This window comes from Flavobacterium sp. xlx-214 (genome assembly GCF_013874595.1).
Taxonomy (GTDB): domain Bacteria; phylum Bacteroidota; class Bacteroidia; order Flavobacteriales; family Flavobacteriaceae; genus Flavobacterium.
Genome location: NZ_CP059431.1, coordinates 1,801,703 through 1,822,468, shown reverse-complemented (window position 1 = coordinate 1,822,468; position 20,766 = coordinate 1,801,703). Strand labels below are relative to the sequence as shown.

General features: G+C 32.3%; 21 protein-coding genes. 17 read left to right on the top strand and 4 right to left on the bottom strand.

The window, feature by feature from the left end:
- Positions 1-70: 70 nt before the first annotated feature.
- Genes H1R17_RS08640 through H1R17_RS08620 form a run of 5 tightly spaced genes read left to right on the top strand, consistent with a single transcriptional unit; the run spans position 71 to position 3,159 of the window.
- Positions 71-673, top strand: coding sequence for an LUD domain-containing protein (locus H1R17_RS08640; RefSeq protein WP_163432312.1), 603 nt, complete (start codon positions 71-73; stop codon positions 671-673).
- Between the two features lies 1 nt (position 674).
- Positions 675-1,472 carry a phosphatidate cytidylyltransferase gene (locus H1R17_RS08635; RefSeq protein WP_163432313.1) on the top strand — a complete coding sequence of 266 codons (798 nt, stop codon included), beginning with the start codon at positions 675-677 and terminating at the stop codon, positions 1,470-1,472.
- Positions 1,472-2,128, top strand: coding sequence for a phosphatidylserine decarboxylase family protein (locus tag H1R17_RS08630; RefSeq protein ID WP_163432314.1), 657 nt, complete (start codon positions 1,472-1,474; stop codon positions 2,126-2,128). Before H1R17_RS08635 ends, H1R17_RS08630 begins: the two co-directional genes overlap by 1 nt.
- Positions 2,129-2,389, top strand: coding sequence for an acyl-CoA-binding protein (locus H1R17_RS08625; protein ID WP_163432315.1), 261 nt, complete (start codon positions 2,129-2,131; stop codon positions 2,387-2,389).
- Positions 2,390-2,391: 2 nt separating this feature from the next.
- Positions 2,392-3,159 (top strand): superoxide dismutase, encoded by a 768-nt coding sequence (locus H1R17_RS08620; protein WP_240453355.1) that lies wholly within the window; start codon positions 2,392-2,394, stop codon positions 3,157-3,159.
- 29 nt (positions 3,160-3,188) lie between these two features.
- On the opposite strand, the gene fsa is transcribed toward H1R17_RS08620, so the two are convergent.
- Both fsa and H1R17_RS08610 read right to left on the bottom strand, forming a co-directional pair.
- A complete protein-coding gene (fsa, locus tag H1R17_RS08615) occupies positions 3,189-3,845 on the bottom strand; it encodes a fructose-6-phosphate aldolase (RefSeq protein ID WP_163432316.1) in 657 nt (218 codons plus the stop codon).
- Between the two features lie 38 nt (positions 3,846-3,883).
- Positions 3,884-4,690, bottom strand: a complete 807-nt coding sequence (locus tag H1R17_RS08610; protein ID WP_163432317.1) for an SDR family oxidoreductase — start codon at positions 4,688-4,690, stop codon at positions 3,884-3,886.
- Positions 4,691-4,769: 79 nt separating this feature from the next.
- Between H1R17_RS08610 and H1R17_RS08605 the strand changes: the two genes are divergently transcribed.
- The 10 genes from H1R17_RS08605 (at position 4,770) to H1R17_RS08560 (ending at position 15,634) form a co-directional block, all read left to right on the top strand.
- Positions 4,770-5,786, top strand: coding sequence for a M28 family metallopeptidase (locus H1R17_RS08605; RefSeq protein ID WP_163432318.1), 1,017 nt, complete (start codon positions 4,770-4,772; stop codon positions 5,784-5,786).
- On the top strand, positions 5,786-6,247 hold the full coding sequence (locus tag H1R17_RS08600; protein ID WP_163432319.1) for a hypothetical protein: 462 nt from the start codon (positions 5,786-5,788) through the stop codon (positions 6,245-6,247). Before H1R17_RS08605 ends, H1R17_RS08600 begins: the two co-directional genes overlap by 1 nt.
- Positions 6,248-6,316: 69 nt before the next feature.
- Positions 6,317-8,089, top strand: a complete 1,773-nt coding sequence (locus H1R17_RS08595) for a long-chain fatty acid--CoA ligase (RefSeq protein WP_163432320.1) — start codon at positions 6,317-6,319, stop codon at positions 8,087-8,089.
- A gap of 66 nt (positions 8,090-8,155) precedes the next feature.
- Positions 8,156-8,821, top strand: coding sequence for a carboxypeptidase-like regulatory domain-containing protein (locus H1R17_RS08590; protein ID WP_163432321.1), 666 nt, complete (start codon positions 8,156-8,158; stop codon positions 8,819-8,821).
- Positions 8,822-8,907: 86 nt separating this feature from the next.
- A complete protein-coding gene (locus H1R17_RS08585) occupies positions 8,908-9,336 on the top strand; it encodes a MarR family winged helix-turn-helix transcriptional regulator (RefSeq protein ID WP_181729217.1) in 429 nt (142 codons plus the stop codon).
- 23 nt (positions 9,337-9,359) lie between these two features.
- Positions 9,360-11,750 (top strand): 3-hydroxyacyl-CoA dehydrogenase/enoyl-CoA hydratase family protein, encoded by a 2,391-nt coding sequence (locus tag H1R17_RS08580; RefSeq protein ID WP_163432323.1) that lies wholly within the window; start codon positions 9,360-9,362, stop codon positions 11,748-11,750.
- 46 nt (positions 11,751-11,796) lie between these two features.
- Positions 11,797-12,156 carry a four helix bundle protein gene (locus H1R17_RS08575; protein WP_163432324.1) on the top strand — a complete coding sequence of 120 codons (360 nt, stop codon included), beginning with the start codon at positions 11,797-11,799 and terminating at the stop codon, positions 12,154-12,156.
- A gap of 58 nt (positions 12,157-12,214) precedes the next feature.
- Positions 12,215-13,396, top strand: a complete 1,182-nt coding sequence (locus H1R17_RS08570; protein ID WP_163432325.1) for an acetyl-CoA C-acyltransferase — start codon at positions 12,215-12,217, stop codon at positions 13,394-13,396.
- Between the two features lie 40 nt (positions 13,397-13,436).
- On the top strand, positions 13,437-13,799 hold the full coding sequence (locus tag H1R17_RS08565) for a four helix bundle protein (protein WP_181729216.1): 363 nt from the start codon (positions 13,437-13,439) through the stop codon (positions 13,797-13,799).
- 38 nt (positions 13,800-13,837) lie between these two features.
- The gene (locus H1R17_RS08560; protein ID WP_163432326.1) at positions 13,838-15,634 is read left to right on the top strand and encodes an acyl-CoA dehydrogenase family protein; all 1,797 of its coding nucleotides are present in this window, start codon (positions 13,838-13,840) and stop codon (positions 15,632-15,634) included.
- A 58-nt stretch (positions 15,635-15,692) separates the two neighbouring features.
- On the opposite strand, the gene H1R17_RS08555 is transcribed toward H1R17_RS08560, so the two are convergent.
- Entirely contained in the window at positions 15,693-16,373 is a 681-nt protein-coding gene (locus tag H1R17_RS08555; RefSeq protein WP_163432327.1) for a hypothetical protein, read from the bottom strand.
- An 11-nt stretch (positions 16,374-16,384) separates the two neighbouring features.
- Complete coding sequence (locus H1R17_RS08550) at positions 16,385-17,086, bottom strand: hypothetical protein (protein WP_163432328.1); 702 nt, start codon at positions 17,084-17,086, stop codon at positions 16,385-16,387.
- Positions 17,087-17,189: 103 nt separating this feature from the next.
- Between H1R17_RS08550 and H1R17_RS08545 the strand changes: the two genes are divergently transcribed.
- Both H1R17_RS08545 and H1R17_RS08540 read left to right on the top strand, forming a co-directional pair.
- Positions 17,190-18,017, top strand: coding sequence for a hypothetical protein (locus H1R17_RS08545; protein WP_163432329.1), 828 nt, complete (start codon positions 17,190-17,192; stop codon positions 18,015-18,017).
- A 146-nt stretch (positions 18,018-18,163) separates the two neighbouring features.
- On the top strand, positions 18,164-20,707 hold the full coding sequence (locus tag H1R17_RS08540) for an ATP-dependent Clp protease ATP-binding subunit (RefSeq protein ID WP_163432330.1): 2,544 nt from the start codon (positions 18,164-18,166) through the stop codon (positions 20,705-20,707).
- The last annotated feature ends 59 nt before the right edge of the window (positions 20,708-20,766 follow it).

Here is a 20,766-nt window from a genome sequence, read left to right as displayed (position 1 = left end):
ACCTACAGTTAAATCAAGTTTTTTTTTATCTTTGAAATTAGAAAGCCCCTTATCTAGTTTTAAATAGAAAATGAATATATTTAAAAAAATTTTAAGCAGTTTTACTTCTTCTAGACAAAATAATGATCAAGAAGAAAGTAAATATCTGCCTGAAAAAGAAATACCTGTAGATGAGCAGTTCACTCATAACTTTAAAGTAAATGGGGGTAAATTTTTGTATTGCGAAAATGAAGAAGAGTTAGAAGAAAACTTTATAAGTATTCTTCAAGAAAATGATTGGTTTGAAGTAGAAGCTTTAACTTTTGAAAAAGACTTACAACATTATCTTATAGAAAATAAATTATCGTTTAAAAACCCATCAAATCCTATGTTTTTATTAACTAATTGCGAAGGATTAATTGCCCAAGATGGTTCCATATTATTTTCATCAAAACAATTATTACATTACAAAGCAAACGATTTACCTAAGAATATTGTTGTGATTGCCAAAGCAAGTCAAATTACCCGTTCTAAAAGCGATGGTTTACGTAATATTAAAATGAGGTATGCCAATGAAATACCTACCAATATTACCACTATGCAACATTTTAAGGATAGTTCTACAACAGACGATTTTTTACAATACGGCATACAAACAAAGAACTTTTATTTGATGCTTTTAGAAGATTTTTAAAATGAACGAAGTAGTTAAAAGAACCCTTTCTGGTATCATATATATTGCACTTTTAATTAGTGCAATTTTGTTTTCTAATACCACTTTTTTAATACTTTTTAGCTTTTTCTTGGTAATTGCTGTATACGAGTTTTGTAAACTGTTTAAAATTAATTTTACAGTAGGATACTTACTTGCTGCCATTGTTAGTTTAAGTTTTTATTTTTTAAACAATACTGCTTTAAATTACCTTTATTTAATTGTACTTCCGTTTAGTATTTATTTAATTATTGATTTATTTCAGAACAAACCCGTAAAGCAACAAACCACCCTTATTTCTAAAATAATTCATTTAGTTGGTTATGTAGTTTTGCCTTTCTTAATAATATCTCAGTTGCCTTTTAACAATTACATTTATACACCAGCTTTATTGGTAAGTATTTTTGTAATGATATGGTGTAACGACACTTTTGCTTATATTTGCGGTAAATTACTAGGAAAGCATAAATTATACGAAAAAATTTCTCCTAAAAAAACAATCGAAGGTTTCATAGGAGGTTTAGTATTTACACAAATTGCTGCAATTGTTATTTACAAGTTTACAACCATTCAATCATCGTTATTGTTTTGGATTTGTATTGCTTTTGCAATAAGTGTTTTAGGTACAATTGGCGACTTAGTAGAATCAAAATATAAAAGACAAGCAAATATAAAAGACAGCGGTGCCATTATGCCTGGTCATGGTGGAATTTTAGATCGATTAGATAGTATTTTATTTGCTGCACCATTTTTATTTTTAATTTATAAAATTGTAATGTAATGTTTCATAAAGAAGGCGCTAAAATAATTTTAATTTCAGTAATCATTGCTGTTTTGGTAATCATTGGAATTGAGTATGTGGGTATTCCCTACCCTTGGCTTATAAAAGTAATTCAATTACTAGCTTTGGTATTCTTAATTATTGTTTTACAATTTTTTAGAAATCCAAACAGATCTCTTGATAATATTGCAGATCATTTAATATTAGCTCCTGTTGATGGAAAAGTGGTTGTAATTGAAGAGGTTTATGAACCAGAATACTTTAAAGATAAACGTTTAATGGTGTCAATCTTCATGTCGCCTATTAATGTTCATGTAACGCGTTATGCTTTAAACGGAGTTGTTAATTACAGCAAATACCATCCTGGAAAATACCTAGTAGCTTGGCACCCTAAAGCAAGTGAAGAAAATGAAAGAACAACTGTTGTGATTGACAATCCTATTTACGGAGAAGTAATGTATCGTCAAATAGCAGGTGCATTAGCAAAACGTATTGTAAACTACGCTAAAGTTGGTCATCGTGTAAATCAAGGAGATGATGCTGGCTTTATTAAATTTGGTTCTCGTGTAGATTTGTACCTTCCGCTAGGTACCAATGTAAACGTTACTTTAAATCAAAAAGCAAAAGGAAACAAAACCGTAATTGCCAACAAGTAAATGACATCTTCTTTAGATCAATTATTTAATGAAGCCTATTTAAAAGCTTCAACAACCAAGCAAAAACTTCCGCCAGATGTTATGTTACGCATTTATGCTTATTACAAACAAGCAACTTTTGATGCAACGCATTACTTTGAATTTCAAGAGATTGATTTAGTTCGTGCCTTTAAATTTAATGCATGGAAACAAGTTAATCACTTAACACAAGACCAAGCCAAACAACTTTATATTGATCTTATCAATTCATTAAATTTATAGTTATGAAAAAAAGCATTGTATTAGCAACCTGTATTGCTTCATTAATGGCAATGTCATGTAAAGATAAAAATGAACAAATTGAAGTTCAAATTCCTAATGCAAGTTTCACAGATTCAATTCCTGCAAAAGGAGATCCTAAATCTGTGGTAGCTAATCAAGGTGCTTTTCAAATGAAAGGCTTAAGCTATGGTTATAATGATTTAGAGCCTTATATGGATGGTTTAACAATAGAAACGCATTATGGAAAACATCATGTGGGCTATTGTAATAAACTAAACGATGCTATTAAAGGTACACCTATGGAAACCATGTCTATAGAAGAAATTTTACGTGGTTTAGATGTTAAAAATTTTCCTTTAAGAAATAATGCCGGAGGTTATTATAATCACAATATTTTTTGGGAAATCTTAGGACCAAAAGCAGGTGGACGCCCTAAAGGAATTATAGCAGAATTAATTGATGCAAATTTTGGAAGCTTTGATGCTTTTAAAACACAGTTTTCTGATGTTGGTAAAAACTTATTTGGTTCAGGCTGGGTTTGGTTGGTATATATGAATGATGGAACTTTAAAAATTTCAACAACCATTAATCAAGACAATCCATTAATGCCAAATGCCGAAGTTAAAGGATACCCTTTACTAAATTTAGATGTTTGGGAACATGCTTATTATTTAAAATATAAAAACGAACGTGCTAAATATGTTGAAAACTACTGGCAAATTGTAGATTGGAGTAAAGTAGACTATCGTTTATCATTGATTAAAAAATAATAAAAAAAGGAACAAAATTGTTCCTTTTTTTACTTATTCCCCTTTGCGTAATCAGCTAAAAATTGTTCTAAACCTAAATCGGTTAACGGATGTTTTAACAATCCTAAAATTGAGCTTAACGGACCTGTCATTACATCGGCACCTATTTTAGCACAATTAACAATATGCATAGTATTACGAACCGAAGCTGCTAAAATTTGGGTTTCAAAAGCATAATTATCGTAAATCATTCTAATTTCATCAATTAAATTCAAACCGTCTGTTGAAATATCATCCAATCTACCAATAAAGGGCGATACATAGGTTGCACCTGCCTTTGCAGCCAATAAAGCTTGTCCGGCAGAAAAAACCAAGGTTACATTTGTTTTAATTCCTTTATCAGAGAAATACTTACAAGCCATAATTCCTTCTTTAGTCATCGGAATTTTAACTACTATTTGCTCGTTTAATTCAGCTAACTCTTCACCTTCTCTAATCATTCCTTCATAATCGGTAGCAATTACTTCAGCACTTACATCACCTTCAACAAGTTTACAAATATTTACATAATGTTTTAAAATATTGTCTTTTCCTGTAATGCCTTCTTTCGCCATTAGCGATGGGTTGGTTGTTACGCCGTCTAAAACGCCTAAAGCCTGCGCCTCTTTAATTTGATCAAGATTTGCTGTGTCTATAAAAAATTTCATATTTGTTTTTGTATTAAGTTCTTAAAGTTAGTAAGATATTACTTTATTTTATAATGATTCATCAACATTTTCTCATACATAGTATCAGGCAATATCTTTTTTAGAAAGATAGAAAATTTTTGCATAAACGCACCTACTTTGTAATGAACCTTTGGTTGATTGCTTTGAATAATTTTATCAATTGCTTTAGCCATTTCTATAGGATCGCCACCATCATTTACATGTTCATTTATAGTAGCTAATTGTTCACTGTATGTATTTTTATAAGGCGAATTCTCTATAACAGGTGCGTGAAAACGTCGAGCAGCTATATCAGTAGCAAAATCGCCTGGTGCTACATTGGTTACCTTAATATTAAAAGGCTTAACTTCCATTCTAATTGCTTCGGTAATCAATTCTAAAGCTCCTTTTGATGCCGAGTAAATACCTCTATAAGGCAAGCCCATATACCCCGCAATAGAAGTAATGTTAATAATAAGACCCGATTTTTGTGCACGCATTGCAGGTAAAACTGCCTTCATGGTTTCTATTGGTCCAAAAACATTGATGTGAAAATTGTTTTGAATTTCTTCTAACGGAATTTCTTCAATGGGTCCTGTAATACCAACACCTGCATTGTTAATCAATACATCAATTTTACCTTCTTTTGTAATGATCTCATTTACAGCAGTTTTAATTATTGTTGAATTTCGAACATCAATAGCAACTAAAGGAAAAGGTGTGTTTTTAATACTTTCCGGATTTCTGCTACTGCCGTAAACAATGTATCCTTTTTTCTGTAAATAAATTCCAACTGTTTTTCCTATGCCCGATGATCCTCCGGTTATCAACACAACTTTACTCATTACTAAATATTTTAAGCAAATATACAATAGCTATTTGTAAAAGTAGTATTTTTAAGGTGCTACAATCAAATTCAAAAAAATGAAACTAAGAAAGCAACTATATCTATTTTCCTTTTTATTATGTTTAGGAAGCATATCTGCGTCTGCACAAAAAAGTAAAGATCGTGTAAAAGAAATGATAGAAAATTTATCTAAAGATGAATTGATAAAGCATTTAACCATTATTGCAGGTGATGAAATGGAAGGTAGAAAAACAGGCGAAGCTGGACAAAAAATGGCAGCAAATTACCTTCGTAACTTTTATAAAAAGCTAGAAATTGAAGCCTTACCAGGTACAGACAACTATTTTCAGAAAGTACCCTCAGAAGCTATGAAGCGTATGTTTAGCCCGAAGTTAAACGATAGCGAAAATGTGGTGGCTTATATTAAAGGAAGTGAAAAACCTGATGAATACATTGTTATTTCGGCTCATTACGATCATGTGGGTGTTACTAACGGCGAAATATACAACGGCGCCGATGATAATGGCACGGGTACAACCGCCTTATTAGAAATGGCACGTATGTTGCAAATAGCTTATAAGAATGGTAACAAACCAAAACGATCAATTGTTTTTTTACACTGTACTGGTGAAGAGTATGGTTTACATGGTTCGCGTTATTTTGTAAATTCTAAAATAATTCCGTTAGAAAATATTGTTGCCGATTTAAACGTTGATATGATAGGAAGACGAGATTTTGTGTACGAAAAAAATAAAAAGGATTATATTTATTTAGTTGGTAGTGATAAACTAAGTACTGAATTGCACGATATTTCGGAAGCTATGAATAAGAAATACACCAATTTAACACTAGATTATACTTATAATGCAGAAAAACACCCCGAAATGATTTATTACAGATCAGATCATTACAACTTTGCAAAATTTAATATTCCTGTAATTTTTTATTATAGTGGTGAGCACGCAGATTATCATAAACCAACAGATACAGTTGATAAAATTGATTTTGACCAAATGCTAAAACGCACCCAGTTAATTTTTGTAACAGCTTGGGAATTAGCTAATAGAAACGAACGAATTAAATTAAAACAATAATGAAAAAAAATCTTTTTTCTTTTATATGTTTAGTATTTGTAACTCTTAGTTTTGCACAAACTAATGATACTGAAATTAAGCAAATACAAAACTATATTCAAACTACCTCACAAAGCGAATGGTTTGATCCAATTAACAATAGTGGTACTTTAGAAAATGGTATTTTATACGATTTAGCCTATTATATATTACCTAACAACGAAACTTTTTCTATAATTTACACTGTTTTTGATAAAACCACTTTACGCAAAGTATTTTATTTTAAAGAAAATAAAATCATAGCGTGCATTATTGAAGAAACCGATGCTAACAACGCTAATAAATTGCTGCGTTACGCCGATTATTTTTACAAAGACGGAACATTGATGAATCCTGAAGCTGAGAATAAAGATTTTCCATCAGTAGCAATTCATCAAGAAGGTTTAGATAAAAATAAACAAGCTCCTCAACTAAACAATTAAACAAATAGTTTGCATTTTTGTTAAAAAAACAATATTTTGCAATACCTTATCCCTTAAAACAACAAACCTATGTCTCAAATTGGTAGATTATTTGATATTCCTTATTACCAGCTTCAAAATTATCCTTTACAAAAGGCTTTTACAACAAAGTATCATGGTAATTGGCAATCAACAAGTACACAAGAATATATAGATCAGGCAAATTTTGTCTCAAAAGCCTTATTGGCTATGGGCATAAAAAAAGGCGATAAAATTGCATTGATTACATCTACCAATAGAACCGAATGGAACATTATGGATATTGGTATTTTGCAAACAGGTGCCGTTACAGTACCAATATATCCAACCATTTCAGAACACGATTACGAATACATTATTAAACATTCTGAAAGCTTGTATGTATTTGTATCAGACAATGAAGTGTTGAAAAAATTAGATGCTGTAAAATTTAATATTCCTAAATTAAGAGGTATTTATTCTTTTGATGAAATTCCAGGTTGTGCAAATTGGCAACAAGTGGTAACAGCGGGGAAAGAAGCTTTAAACCATCAAGAATTAGAAACAGCAAAAGCAAATGTACATCCTAACGATTTAGCTTCTATTATTTACACTTCAGGTACAACAGGTACGCCAAAAGGTGTTTTGTTAACACATGAAAACATCATTAGTAATGTTTTGGGGTCTGAAAATAGAGTTCCGTTTGAAAAAGGAAAATACACCGCTTTAAGTTTTTTACCATGTTGTCATATTTTTGAACGCATGATTTTATACCTATACCAATATTTAGGTGTATCTATTTATTTTGCCGAATCAATCGATAAAATTTCTGATAATTTACAAGAAGTCAAACCACAAGTTATGACGGTTGTACCTAGAGTATTAGAAAAAGTTTTCGATAAAATTTATGCAAAAGGATCTGAGCTTTCGGGTATTAAAAAAGGATTGTTCTTTTGGGCATTGCGCTTGGCAGAAAACTTTAAACCGTATAAAGCCAACGGAGCCTTTTATGAGTTTAAATTGAACATAGCACGCAAACTTATTTTCTCTAAATGGCAAGCCGCTTTGGGAGGTAATTTAGAATTATTGGTATCGGGTTCTGCCCCACTTTCACCTCGTTTAGCGCGTATTTTTGGTGGTGCTGATATTGCCGTTATGGAAGGTTATGGTTTAACCGAAACTTCTCCTGTAATTGCTGTAAACGATGCGCGAAATTTTGGCTGGAAAATTGGTTCGGTTGGAAGAGTATTGGATAATGTAACCGTGAAAATTGCCGAAGATGGTGAAATTCTTTGTCAAGGACCTTCTATTTCGCAAGGATATTTTAAAGACGATGAAAAAACCAAAGAAGCTTTTATCGATGGTTGGTTTCATACAGGCGATATTGGAATGGTTGATACAGATGGTTTTCTATTTATTACCGATCGTAAAAAGGAAATGTTTAAAACAAGTGGCGGTAAGTATGTAGCACCCCAAATGATTGAAAACGCTATGAAACAATCACGTTTTATAGAACAAATTATGGTAGTTGGTGAAGGACAAAAAATGCCTGCTGCTATTATTCAACCAAGCTTCGATTTTATTAAAGAATGGGCAAACCGCAACAAAGTAAATGTCGGTTTTACTTTAGAAGAAGTGGTAAATAACGAATTGGTTAAAGAGCGTATTCAAAAAGAAATTGAAACCATTAATCCGCAATTTGGTAAGTGGGAACAAATTAAAAAGTTTGCTTTAACCCCAAGCGTTTGGAGTATCGATTCGGGCGAGTTAACCCCAACCTTAAAACTAAAACGAAAAATTATTTTAGAAAAGTACAAAGAGTTGTATGATAAAATGTATTCATAGTTATTTGTGTTGAAAACAAGTTATCAATTAAATATTCAAGAACCTTGCAGTGAAAATTGGAATGCAATGCAACCTCAACATAGAGGTAAATTTTGTATGCAATGTTCTAAAGAAGTGATTGATTTTACAAAACGCAGTAATAAAGAAATTGTTGAGATTATTGAAAGTTCTAAAGGTAGTTTCTGTGGTAGATTGTCTACACATCAGCTAAATAAACCAATAGAAATTCCTTCTAAAAAAAATAACTTTAAAATAGTTAAAACATTAGCAGCTGTTTTTTTATTAGGATCAACGGGTAGTCTTTTCGCAATTCCTTTATCAGAAAAAACAAAAAGTGTTAGCGTTTCTAAAAGCAATACAAATTTCAAAAGACTCGATTTAAAACAAATCAAAACTGATACTTTAAAAAATACTATAACAGGGCAAGTTTTAACTGATTTTGAGGATTCTATTCCAGGTGTTGAAGTTTTTATTAAAGAGTTAAACTTAAAAACAAAAACTGATTCAGATGGAAATTTTTCCTTTACACTTTCTGAAGATATTTCAGAAGATTATATTACAATTTTAGTAGAGTATCTTGGTTTTGAAAAGTTGAGTGTTCGTGCTTACAAAATTGATTGGCATATTAAAAAAAATTTATACCTTAAAGAAGACGAACAATTAGCTTTTACAGGCGAAGTAGCAATTGAATATGTAAAAAAAAGATGGTGGCAATTCTGGAAAAGATTCTAAAAAATATTTTAACAAAAAAATAAATCTAAAATAGTATGCATGCATACTATTTTTTTATTATATTTGGTATAATAACTTATTTTGAGATGAAAAGCATCACAACCGATTCGGTTATAAAAGCAACTTGGCAAGCTATTGCACGTATGTATAATGAAGAAGCTTCAAAATATGGCGCAACTATGGCTTTGGGTTATGCTTTGTTAAATATTGATAAAGAAGGTACGCCTTCAACTGCTTTGGCACCACGCTTAGGTATGGAAGCTACTAGCCTAACGCGTACCCTTAAAACAATGGAAGAAAAAGGATTGATCTATAAAAAGAAAAATCCTACAGATGGCAGAGGCGTAAATATTTATCTAACGCCTTTAGGTGTAGAAAAAAGAGCCCTTTCTAAAGAAACGGTATTAAAGTTTAATGATAAACTTTTAGAAACCTTTTCGCAACAAGAAATAGCTACTTTTATAGGTATGTCAGAGAAAATTCAAGAGCTAATAGCTGCCAAAGAAATATATTAAGAACCATCAAACTTCATATAATAATGAAAAGAAGAATTAAAAAAGTAGTCGTTATCGGATCTGGTATTATGGGATCTGGTATTGCCTGCCATTTTGCCAATATTGGTGTAGAAGTATTGCTTTTGGATATTGTTCCAAATCAATTAAATGAAATCGAAGAGAAAAAAGGATTAACATTAGAAAGTAAAGCGGTGCGCAATCGTATTGTAAACGAAAATTTAGCGGCTGCTTTAAAATCGAGTCCCTCTCCTATCTACGATAAGAAATTTGCCGAAAGAATTACAACAGGTAACACAACCGATGATCTTTCTAAAATAAAAGATTACGATTGGATTATTGAAGTTGTTGTAGAGCGTTTGGATATTAAAAAAGCAGTGTATGAGCAAATTGAAAAATACCGCAAGCCAGGTACTTTAATTACGTCTAATACCTCTGGAATTCCAATTCACTTTATGAGCGAAGGCAGAAGCGAAGATTTTCAAGAGCATTTCTGCGGAACGCACTTCTTTAACCCAGTGCGTTATTTAAAATTGTTTGAAATCATTCCTGGTCCAAAAACAAAACCAGAAGTTTTAGACTTTTTAAACAATTACGGCGAACAGTTTTTGGGAAAAACTTCGGTTATAGCCAAAGATACACCTGCCTTTATTGGTAACCGCATTGGTATTTATGGTATTATGAGTATTTTTCATTTGGTAAAAGATTTAGATTTAACCATTGAAGAAGTTGATAAACTAACCGGGCCAGTAATTGGTCGTCCTAAATCGGCAACTTTCCGTACAGTTGATGTCGTTGGTTTAGATACCTTAGTGCACGTTGCCAATGGTTTGTATGAAAATTGTCCAAACGATGAAGCACATAATTTGTTTAAATTACCCGATTTCATTAATACCATGATGGAAAACAAATGGTTGGGTAGTAAAACAAAACAAGGTTTTTATAAAAAAGTAGATAAAGATATTTTATCACTCGATTTAAATACTTTAGAATACCGCGAAGCTAAAAAAGCATCTTTTCAAACCTTAGAGCTAACCAAAACCATTGAGAAAGTAATCGATCGTTTTAAAGTATTGGTTAAAGGTAAAGACAAAGCAGGCGATTTTTACCGTAAATCGTTTGCTGGTTTGTTTGCGTATGTATCAAACAGAATTCCAGAAATTACAGACGATTTGTATAAAATTGATGATGCCATGAAAGCAGGTTTTGGTTGGGAATTTGGTCCTTTCCAAATTTGGGATGCTATTGGTGTACAAGCTGGTTTAGATATGATCAATCAAGAAGGTGAAAAAGCTGCTGCTTGGGTTACCGATATGTTAGCATCGGGCAACAATTCTTTTTATACTGTAAAAGAAGGTACCACGTTTTATTACGACATTCCTTCAAAACAACAAAAGAAAATTCCAGGACAAGACGCCTTTATTATTTTAGACAATATACGCGCTAATAAAAAAGTTTGGGGCAATAGCGACAGTACTTTATTTGATTTAGGCGATGGCATCTTAAACTTAGAATTTCATTCAAAAATGAATTCATTAGGCGGCGGTGTTATCAATGGTATTAACAAATCAATAGAATTAGCCGAAAAAGAATTCAACGGTTTGGTTATTGGTAATCAAGGAGCTAATTTTTCAGTTGGTGCCAATTTAGGAATGATTTTTATGATGGCAGTTGAACAGGAATACGACGAGTTAAATTTTGCCATAAAATCGTTTCAAGATACCATGATGCGTTTACGTTATTCGGCAATTCCTGTTATTGCAGCTTCTCACGGTATGACCTTAGGTGGTGGTTGCGAATTAACCATGCACGCCGATAAAGCTGTTGTAGCTGCAGAAAGTTATATTGGTTTGGTAGAGTTTGGTGTTGGGGTTATTCCTGGTGGCGGTGGCTCTAAAGAAATGGCATTACGTGCTTCTGATTTATACAAGAAAAACGATGTAAAACTAAACATCTTGCAAGAATATTTCTTAAATGTAGGAACTGCAAAAGTATCTACATCGGCATACGAAGCTTATGATTTAGGTTACTTATTAAAAGGTAGAGATACCATTGTAGTAAACAAAGACCGCCAAATAGCCGAAGCTAAAAAACAAGCCCTTTTATTAGCCGAAGCAGGTTATACACAACCTGTACGCAGAAAAGATGTTTTAGCTTTAGGTAAGCAAGCCTTAGGTGCATTCTTAGTAGGAACTGATGGTATGATGGCAGGACATTACATCTCAGAACACGACCGTAAAATTGCTAATAAATTAGCGTATGTTATGGCAGGTGGCGACTTGTCTGAACCAACATTAGTTACAGAACAATACCTTTTAGATTTAGAACGTGAAGCCTTTCTTTCGTTGACAACCGAACGTAAAACATTAGAGCGTATTCAGTTTATGTTAACTAAAGGAAAACCATTGAGAAATTAGTATTAAGACGTTAGTATTAAGTACTAAGACAAAAATAGAACCGAATATGCACAATTTTGAGAAACTAAAAATTTGGCAAAAAGCAATGGATATTGCAATTAAAGTTTATGAGATTTCATTGATTTTACCAAATGATGAAAAGTTCAATTTAATTCATCAAATAAAAAAATGTGCAGTTTCTATACCTTCTAATATAACTGAAGGTGCAGGTAGAAATCACAATAAAGAGTTTATTCAGTTTTTAGGAATAGCAAATGGTTCTACTTTTGAATTAATAACACAGTTAATACTTGCAAAAAGATTAAAATTAATTGATGAAGAAACTATTCAGCCAATAATAAATCAATTAGTCGAGATCTCAAATATGAATTTTTCTTTTCAGAAAACCTTAAATACTAACCAATAATAATATCGATTGGAAAAAAGTCTTAATACTTAATACTCCAATCTTAATACTTTAACAAATGAAAACAGCATATATAGTAAAAGCATACAGAACAGCCGTTGGGAAAGCCCCTAAAGGTTTGTTTCGATTTAAAAGACCTGATGAGCTAGCTGCAGAAACCATTGAGTGGATGATGAATGAAGTACCGCAGTTAGACAAAACACGTATTGATGACGTAATGGTTGGTAACGCTATGCCCGAAGCTGAACAAGGTTTAAATATGGGTCGATTAATTTCTTTAATGGGCTTAAAAATTACCGATGTTCCTGGGGTTACCGTTAATCGTTATTGCGCATCGGGTATTGAAACCATTGGTATGGCAACAGCAAAAATTCAAAGCGGTATGGCCGATTGTATTATTGCAGGTGGCGCAGAATCAATGAGTTACATTCCTATGGGTGGTTTTAAACCTACACCCGACTATAAAGTAGCCAAAGAAGGTCACGAAGATTATTATTGGGGAATGGGCTTAACAGCAGAAGCAGTAGCTAAACAATTTAATGTTTCGCGTGAAGATCAAGACAAGTTTGCTTATGAGTCTCATCAAAAAGCAATTAAAGCACAAGCTGAAGGTAAATTCGATTCGCAAATTGTTCCTATTACCGTTGAAGAAACGTTTGTAAACGCTAATGGTAAAAAAGAAACCAAAAGTTATACAGTAACAAAAGACGAAGGTCCTAGAGCAGATACTTCTATTGAAGCATTAGCAAAATTACGACCTGTATTTGCTGCTGATGGTTCTGTAACTGCAGGAAATTCATCTCAAATGTCAGACGGTGCCGCTTTTGTTTTGGTGATGTCTGAAGAAATGGTCAAAGAATTAAATTTAGAGCCTATTGCCCGTTTAGTATCCTTTGCATCGGCAGGAGTTGAACCTCGTATTATGGGTATTGGTCCTGTAAAAGCTATTCCAAAAGCATTAAAACAAGCAGGTTTACAGCAAAAAGATATCGATTTAATTGAGTTAAACGAAGCATTTTCATCTCAATCATTAGCTGTAGTGCGTGAATTAGGACTAAATCCTGATATTGTAAACGTAAACGGAGGTGCCATTGCTTTAGGACATCCATTAGGTTGTACTGGGGCAAAATTAACCGTACAGTTATTAAACGAAATGAAGTTACGTGGTAATAAATACGGTATGGTTACCATGTGCGTTGGTACCGGACAAGGTTCTGCTGGAATATATGAATTACTTTAATTAAGAGGTATAGATAATAGAGGACAGAAAATAGATTGTTATGAGTATTGGGAAACGACATAATTATAAGAATTTAAAGATTTGGCAATTAGCATTAGAGATAGCTAATAATATTTCTGATATCTTATTAAATTTTCCTATGCACGAAAAATACAGCCTTAATTCACAAATTAGCCGTTGTTCTATTTCTATCCCATCGAATATTGCAGAAGGTTCTGCAAGAACAGATAAATCGTTTAGTCATTTTTTAGATGTTTCTTTAGGATCATCTTTTGAATTACTTACTCAATTACATATTACACAACATAGAAATTATATAAATCAAGAACTTTTTAATCAACTTGAAAATAAAATAGAAGAATTTCAACGCATGACAATGGCTTTTCAAAACAATTTGAAATAGTCTATCATCTATTTTCTTTTCTCTAAAAAACATAAACAATGGAAGATATCACTAGAGGCGGGCAATTTTTAGTTAAAGAAACTTTAGCTCAAAATATATTTACACCTGAAGATTTTAGCGAGGAGCAAAAAATGATGCGCGATTCTGTTAAAGAATTTGTCGACAGAGAATTATGGCCTAATAAAGAACGTTTTGAGAAAAAAGATTATGCCTTTACAGAAGAAACAATGCGTAAAGCGGGTGAGTTAGGCTTTTTAGGAGTAGCTGTTCCTGAGGCTTACGGAGGTTTAGGTATGGGCTTTGTTTCAACATTATTAACGTGCGATTATATTTCAGGGGCATCAGGTTCTTTTTCAACAGCTTTTGGGGCACATACTGGTATTGGTACTATGCCTATTACGTTGTATGGTAATGAAGAGCAAAAATTAAAATACGTTCCTAAATTGGCTTCTGGTGAATGGTTTGGATCGTATTGTTTAACAGAACCAGGTGCAGGATCTGATGCTAATTCAGGAAAAACCAAAGCCGAATTAACTGCTGATGGTACGCATTACAAAATTAATGGACAAAAAATGTGGATATCAAACGCAGGTTTTTGTCACGTAATGATTGTTTTTGCACGTATAGAAGACGATAAAAATATTACAGGATTTATTATTGATTATGATCCTGCAAACCCTAACGGAATTACGTTAGGCGAAGAAGAGCACAAATTAGGTATTAGAGCAAGCTCTACGCGTCAGGTATTTTTTAACGACACGTTAGTGCCTGTAGAAAATATGTTGGCGGGTCGTGGCGAAGGCTTTAAAATTGCTATGAATGCTTTAAACGTGGGGCGTATTAAATTAGCTGCTGCATGTTTAGATTCACAACGTCGCATTATTTCAAAAGCAGTAGAATATGCTAATGAACGTATTCAGTTTAAAACACCTATTGCAAATTTTGGAGCTATTCGTAAAAAAATTGCTGAAATGACAACAAGCATGTACGCAGGCGAATCGGCTAGTTACAGAGCTGCAGGCGATATTGAAAAACGTGTAAATGCTCGTTTGGCAGAAGGTAATTCGCACCAAGAAGCAGAATTAAAAGGTGTAGAAGAATTTGCTATTGAATGTTCTGTTTTAAAAGTGGCGGTTTCTGAAGATGCGCAAAGTTGTGCTGATGAAGGAATTCAAATTTTTGGTGGAATGGGCTTTTCTGAAGATACACCAATGGAAAGTGCTTGGAGAGATGCACGCATCACCCGTATTTATGAAGGTACCAACGAAATTAACCGTATGTTATCTGTGGGTATGTTGATTAAAAAGGCAATGAAAGGTCATGTTGATTTACTAGGTCCAGCAATGAAAGTGGGTGAAGAATTAATGGGTATTCCTGATTTTGATATGCCTGATTACTCAACATTATTTGCTGAAGAAAAAGCATTGATTGCAAAATTGAAAAAAGCCTTTTTAATGGTTGCAGGTTCTGCTGTACAAAAATATGGAACAGAGTTAGAAGAAAACCAGCAATTGTTAATGTGTGCATCGGATATGTTGATTGAAATTTACATGGCAGAATCTACTATTTTACGTACCGAAAAATTAGCGGCTACACAAGGCGAAACAAATGTAAAAGAGCAAATTGCAATGGCTAAATTGTATTTGTACAACGCCGTAGATATTATTTACACTAAAGGTAAAGAAGGTATTGTTTCGTACGCGCAAGAAGATGAACAACGTATGATGTTAATGGGCTTACGTAGATTTACAAAATACGATAACCAACCTAATGTTATTGAATTAAGAGAAACTATTGCTGCAAAGGTAATAGCCGAAAACAAATATTGTTTTTAATAGTTAGTTACGTTTATTTGTTAAAAAATCCGTTTCAGTTTTGAAACGGATTTTTTTATTAAAATTTAAAGAAGAATCGAACTTGAAAATTTACATTGGGTAAAACATCAGAGCCCTCTCTCTCATATCGATTACCAAAATTAAAAATATCCCAACCATTATTAGAGTTTTCACGTAAATTAACTGCTTCAGTAAATTCAACATCAACAATTTTAACCCCCAAACCAATTTTAGGTGCAACCCCTACACTCTTGTTTTCATTAAAATACACAAAAACACCATAATTAATATTAAACGTATTTTTTAGTCTAGCGTAGTTTACCCTATCATAATCATAATAAACTTCTCCACCATTCTGATTTTTATTTTCACCTTCAAAATAACCATCGTATAAAGTTTCTGTATGATTGATGTGCTGAAAATCTAACGACATAAAATGATGCACCCTCCAAGTTGGAGATAAAATATAGCCTACTTCAAAACGATATTGTATTTGTTCATAACCTTCAGACTTTTCATTCATCCTACCTAAGCCATCAAATAACGAATATCCTATTTCACCACCTAAAAAAATACGATCGTTTATATTTCGCATATAACCAAATGTAACCCTTGAAGGTTTTACAATCAATGGAGCTATATCAAAATAAATCATGTTTTTATTTTCTATTTGTTGCTCTTGTGCTTGTGCTTGAAAAAGAGACAAACACAATAAACTGGTAATCAATATTTTTTTCATGTTTTTTGGTTTTAGAAATGATAATATATTTTTACACTTAAATCTAAATTGGGTACTTTTCGGGTACTTTGCTCATAAACCGGACGGTAAAGTCCAAAATTATACGCTCCTGTTTTAAATTCGTCTTGAATTTCTTGTGAAGCTTCTTTCACTTTTACAACACCAACAGCATTTGTTAATTTTGTGTTTCTAAATTTGTAACCTACACTAAATTTGGGTATAATACCCCAACGCTCTTTAGCACCAAAAGGTATTAAAACACCATAACCTAAATTAAAAGTGTTTTGCATACGTTTGTAATTACCTTTCTCGTAAAACCAGGTGTCATAATTATTTATCAAGTTAATTTTACCTGTAAATTTACCATGGTATAATGTTTCTTTATGATAAATATATTGATATTCTAATGACAAAAAATGTTTTCCTTTAGAATTTGGTGTTAAGATTAGTTTTGTTTCAAACTTATATTCTCTAAAATAAAAATGAGTATTTTGTTCATCTCTTCCATCTCTATCAGTTTCATTAAATCCAAAGCCAGCACCCAAAATTAAATGCTTATTTAATTGTCTTTCATATCCAAAAGTATATCTTGTAATAGGAAGGGCACTAACTATATCAAACGTTACATAATTTTTTTTAAAAGGTAATTCTTGCGAAATTGCATTAGAATTAACAAATATTACAAAAAATATTTTTGTAAAGTCTCTTATCATATAACTCTTAAATTTATTTTTACTAAAATATTGATTTTTATTTAATATTATAAAAAAACATACCACCTTATGTATAACTTTTTTACATTTGAAAAAAAAATCTATGGAAAATCAAGAACAAAAAGATAGCACAGTTCAAAAAGACCCAAATCTTTCACAACCAGAAGCTTCAATAACACAGCCATACAACCAACAACCAAAGAAATCTAAAACTTGGTTGTACATATTAGTAGTATTTTTAGGAATTATCTTATTATGTGTAGGTGCCTATTTCTTTTTTGATTACAAAATTAAAGAGAAAAATTTACAAGAAAATGAGCAATATAGTGAAGAGCGTGCCAATGCTATTAACAATGTATTTTCGGTTGCACAGTATGATAATATTCCACAAAATTACCGTGAGTTTATCTACAATTTCTTAGAATACAATAACTTTTTAGATGGAACTTACTTCTTAACTAAAATTTCAGACAGAGCAAAATCGGTTTACGCATTTGGCGATTTTACAAGTGATGATAACGATGAAGATGATTTAGCAGTGTTATTTGAAAACAATGATTACAAAAGCAGCAAATTGGTTATTTTTAACCACAAAGGCGAAGGTTTGTATATTAATGATTATAACAATGAATTACCTGTTATTAATGCTTTTAAAGTAGGTTCTAAAATTTATATGAACGATACAAAGCTTGTACCTGCGCCATGTGGTGGTATAATTGTAAAGACCGATTATAATAAGTATGCTTTGGTTTACGATAAAAAGGCTAAAAAATTCAACTCATATTATCAATATTCAGACGAGGAAATCAAATCAATGAATGAAGAAGGTAGCTACTATGAAGAAGAAGGCGATCCAGGAGCAGAACCAATTGATGACACACCAGAAGAAGGTCGTTCCATCATTAACTCAATAAATGAAGATAGCAATTAAGCTATCTTTTTTTATACCTAAAATTTTTGTAGGATATTTAAAATTACTTTTCTACTTTAGATGTAGCACCTATCAAAACTGTCACACTTATTTTTGAGGTATGAATTTTGATATTGTTATTACAAATCCCTAAATATTTAATCAAAATGGACGACAATTTTTCACCAAGAGTAAAGGAAGTAATTACCTTTAGTAGAGATGAAGCTTTACGTTTAGGGCACGACTATATTGGTACAGAACACATAATGCTTGGCATTCTACGTGAAAGTCAAGGAGAAGCGATCACCATATTGCAAAACTTATCTATTGATTTAGATTTCTTGCGCAATCGATTTGAAGCATTGATTCCAGAAAATCCAAACAAGATGATAAATGCCGAAAAAAAGAACATTCATCTTACAAAACAAGCAGAAAACGCATTAAAACGTGCTTTTCTAGAAAAAAAATTATATAAAACCGAAGTTATTAACACAGGTCATATCCTTATGTCTATACTAAGAAATTCAGAAGATCCTTCTACTATTTTACTAAATCGTTGTAAAGTAGATTATGATAGTGCAAAAGAAGAATTTGTTAGTTTATTGTCTAATTCAGAATCGTTAAGTGAGCAACCACGTAACAGTTCTTTTGATGATGAAGACAGAGGTGACAATATGTCAGATAGTTTTAATAATCCATCAGCTCAAAACAAAGCAGGCAAAAAATCTAAAACACCCGTTTTGGATAATTTTGGTCGTGATTTAACTGAAATGGCTGAACAAGGAAAATTAGATCCTGTTGTAGGGCGTGAAAAAGAAATAGAACGTGTTTCACAAATTCTTTCGCGTCGTAAGAAAAACAATCCGTTGTTAATTGGTGAACCAGGTGTTGGTAAATCGGCAATTGCAGAAGGTTTGGCTTTAAGAATTATTCAGAAAAAAGTATCTAGAATTTTGTTTAACAAACGTGTAGTAACGTTAGATTTAGCAAGTTTAGTAGCAGGTACCAAATACCGTGGGCAATTTGAAGAACGCATGAAAGCGGTAATGAATGAATTAGAGAAAAACGATGATATCATTTTATTTATTGATGAAATTCATACCATTGTAGGTGCTGGTGGCGCAACAGGTTCTTTAGATGCCTCTAACATGTTTAAACCAGCATTGGCACGTGGTGAAATTCAATGTGTTGGTGCAACAACCTTAGATGAATACCGTCAGTACATCGAAAAAGATGGTGCGTTAGAACGTCGTTTTCAAAAAGTTATTGTAGAACCTACTTCGGTAGACGAAACTTTAATTATTCTAAACAACATCAAACCTAAATACGAAGATCATCATAATGTAATTTATACGCCAGAAGCTATAGAAGCTTGTGTAAAATTAACCAATCGTTATATGACCGATCGTTTTTTACCAGACAAGGCGATTGATGCGTTAGACGAGGCAGGTTCACGTGTACACATTACCAATATTGAAGTTCCCGAAGATATTTTAAAACTTGAAAAAGAATTAGAAGAAGTTCGTGAAAAGAAAAGTGATTCTGTTAAACGTCAGAAATACGAAGAAGCGGCAGCTTTACGTGATGATGAAAAGCGTATTGAAAAAGATTTAGCAGTTGCACAAGAACGTTGGGAAGAAGAATCTAAAAACAACAAAATTACAGTAACCGAAGAACATGTTGCTGATGTTGTTTCTATGATGACCGGTATTCCTGTTAATAAAATTGCGCAAGCAGAAAGCAAAAAATTAGCCAAATTACCAGATGCTATCAAAGGCAAAGTAATTGGTCAAGATGAGGCTGTTGCCAAAATTGCAAAATCAATTCAACGTAACCGTGCTGGGTTAAAAGATCCTAATAAACCTATTGGTTCGTTTATATTTTTAGGTCAAACAGGTGTTGGTAAAACACAATTAGCAAAAGTTATTGCTAAAGAAATTTTTGATTCTGAGGATGCTTTGATTCGAATTGATATGAGCGAATACATGGAGAAATTTGCTATTTCGCGTTTAGTAGGTGCACCTCCAGGATATGTTGGTTATGAAGAAGGTGGTCAATTAACCGAGAAAGTTCGTAGAAAACCGTATTCTGTTATTTTGTTAGATGAGGTTGAAAAAGCACATCCTGATGTCTTTAATATGCTATTACAAGTTTTAGATGATGGGCATTTAACGGATAGTTTAGGTAGAAAAATCGACTTTAGAAATACCATCATCATTATGACATCTAACGTAGGTGCACGTCAATTAAAAGATTTTGGTACAGGCGTTGGTTTTGGAACAAAATCAAAACAAGATCAGCAAGACGATTTAACAAAATCGGTTATTGAAAATGCTTTAAAGAAAGCCTTTGCACCAGAATTTTTGAATAGAATTGATGATGTTATTGTGTTTAACACGCTTGAAAAAGAAGACATTCACAAAATTATTCATATTGAAATTGAAAAATTATATCAACGCGTAAAAGCTTTAGGTTACAATTTAGAGTTAACATCAAAAGCACTTGATTTTATTGCTGATAAAGGTTTTGATAAACAATATGGTGCGCGTCCGTTAAAACGTGCTATTCAAAAATATGTGGAAGATTTATTAGCCGAAGAAATTATTAATGGTAATATTCATGAAAACGATGTTTTAGTTATGGATAAAGCCAAAGATAAAGATGAGTTAAAAGTAACCACTAAAAAAACAAATACTTCGATTAAAGAATAATTTAAAGTAAGTTTAAGAAAGTAGTAAGATAAATCTTGCTACTTTTTTTATATCTTTTA

What these genes read in the sequence shown, in the direction of transcription:
- H1R17_RS08560 (WP_163432326.1), top strand. Translation starts at nt 13,838, where the DNA reads ATGGAAGATATCACTAGAGGCGGGCAATTTTTAGTTAAAGAAACTTTA.
- H1R17_RS08555 (WP_163432327.1), bottom strand. Translation starts at nt 16,373, where the DNA reads ATGAAAAAAATATTGATTACCAGTTTATTGTGTTTGTCTCTTTTTCAA.
- H1R17_RS08580 (WP_163432323.1), top strand. Translation starts at nt 9,360, where the DNA reads ATGAAAAGAAGAATTAAAAAAGTAGTCGTTATCGGATCTGGTATTATG.
- H1R17_RS08550 (WP_163432328.1), bottom strand. Translation starts at nt 17,086, where the DNA reads ATGATAAGAGACTTTACAAAAATATTTTTTGTAATATTTGTTAATTCT.
- H1R17_RS08570 (WP_163432325.1), top strand. Translation starts at nt 12,215, where the DNA reads ATGAAAACAGCATATATAGTAAAAGCATACAGAACAGCCGTTGGGAAA.
- H1R17_RS08625 (WP_163432315.1), top strand. Translation starts at nt 2,129, where the DNA reads ATGACATCTTCTTTAGATCAATTATTTAATGAAGCCTATTTAAAAGCT.
- H1R17_RS08630 (WP_163432314.1), top strand. Translation starts at nt 1,472, where the DNA reads ATGTTTCATAAAGAAGGCGCTAAAATAATTTTAATTTCAGTAATCATT.
- H1R17_RS08610 (WP_163432317.1), bottom strand. Translation starts at nt 4,690, where the DNA reads ATGAGTAAAGTTGTGTTGATAACCGGAGGATCATCGGGCATAGGAAAA.
- fsa (WP_163432316.1), bottom strand. Translation starts at nt 3,845, where the DNA reads ATGAAATTTTTTATAGACACAGCAAATCTTGATCAAATTAAAGAGGCG.
- H1R17_RS08620 (WP_240453355.1), top strand. Translation starts at nt 2,392, where the DNA reads ATGAAAAAAAGCATTGTATTAGCAACCTGTATTGCTTCATTAATGGCA.
- H1R17_RS08590 (WP_163432321.1), top strand. Translation starts at nt 8,156, where the DNA reads ATGCAACCTCAACATAGAGGTAAATTTTGTATGCAATGTTCTAAAGAA.
- H1R17_RS08575 (WP_163432324.1), top strand. Translation starts at nt 11,797, where the DNA reads ATGCACAATTTTGAGAAACTAAAAATTTGGCAAAAAGCAATGGATATT.
- H1R17_RS08595 (WP_163432320.1), top strand. Translation starts at nt 6,317, where the DNA reads ATGTCTCAAATTGGTAGATTATTTGATATTCCTTATTACCAGCTTCAA.
- H1R17_RS08605 (WP_163432318.1), top strand. Translation starts at nt 4,770, where the DNA reads ATGAAACTAAGAAAGCAACTATATCTATTTTCCTTTTTATTATGTTTA.
- H1R17_RS08585 (WP_181729217.1), top strand. Translation starts at nt 8,908, where the DNA reads ATGAAAAGCATCACAACCGATTCGGTTATAAAAGCAACTTGGCAAGCT.
- H1R17_RS08600 (WP_163432319.1), top strand. Translation starts at nt 5,786, where the DNA reads ATGAAAAAAAATCTTTTTTCTTTTATATGTTTAGTATTTGTAACTCTT.
- H1R17_RS08635 (WP_163432313.1), top strand. Translation starts at nt 675, where the DNA reads ATGAACGAAGTAGTTAAAAGAACCCTTTCTGGTATCATATATATTGCA.
- H1R17_RS08545 (WP_163432329.1), top strand. Translation starts at nt 17,190, where the DNA reads ATGGAAAATCAAGAACAAAAAGATAGCACAGTTCAAAAAGACCCAAAT.
- H1R17_RS08540 (WP_163432330.1), top strand. Translation starts at nt 18,164, where the DNA reads ATGGACGACAATTTTTCACCAAGAGTAAAGGAAGTAATTACCTTTAGT.
- H1R17_RS08565 (WP_181729216.1), top strand. Translation starts at nt 13,437, where the DNA reads ATGAGTATTGGGAAACGACATAATTATAAGAATTTAAAGATTTGGCAA.
- H1R17_RS08640 (WP_163432312.1), top strand. Translation starts at nt 71, where the DNA reads ATGAATATATTTAAAAAAATTTTAAGCAGTTTTACTTCTTCTAGACAA.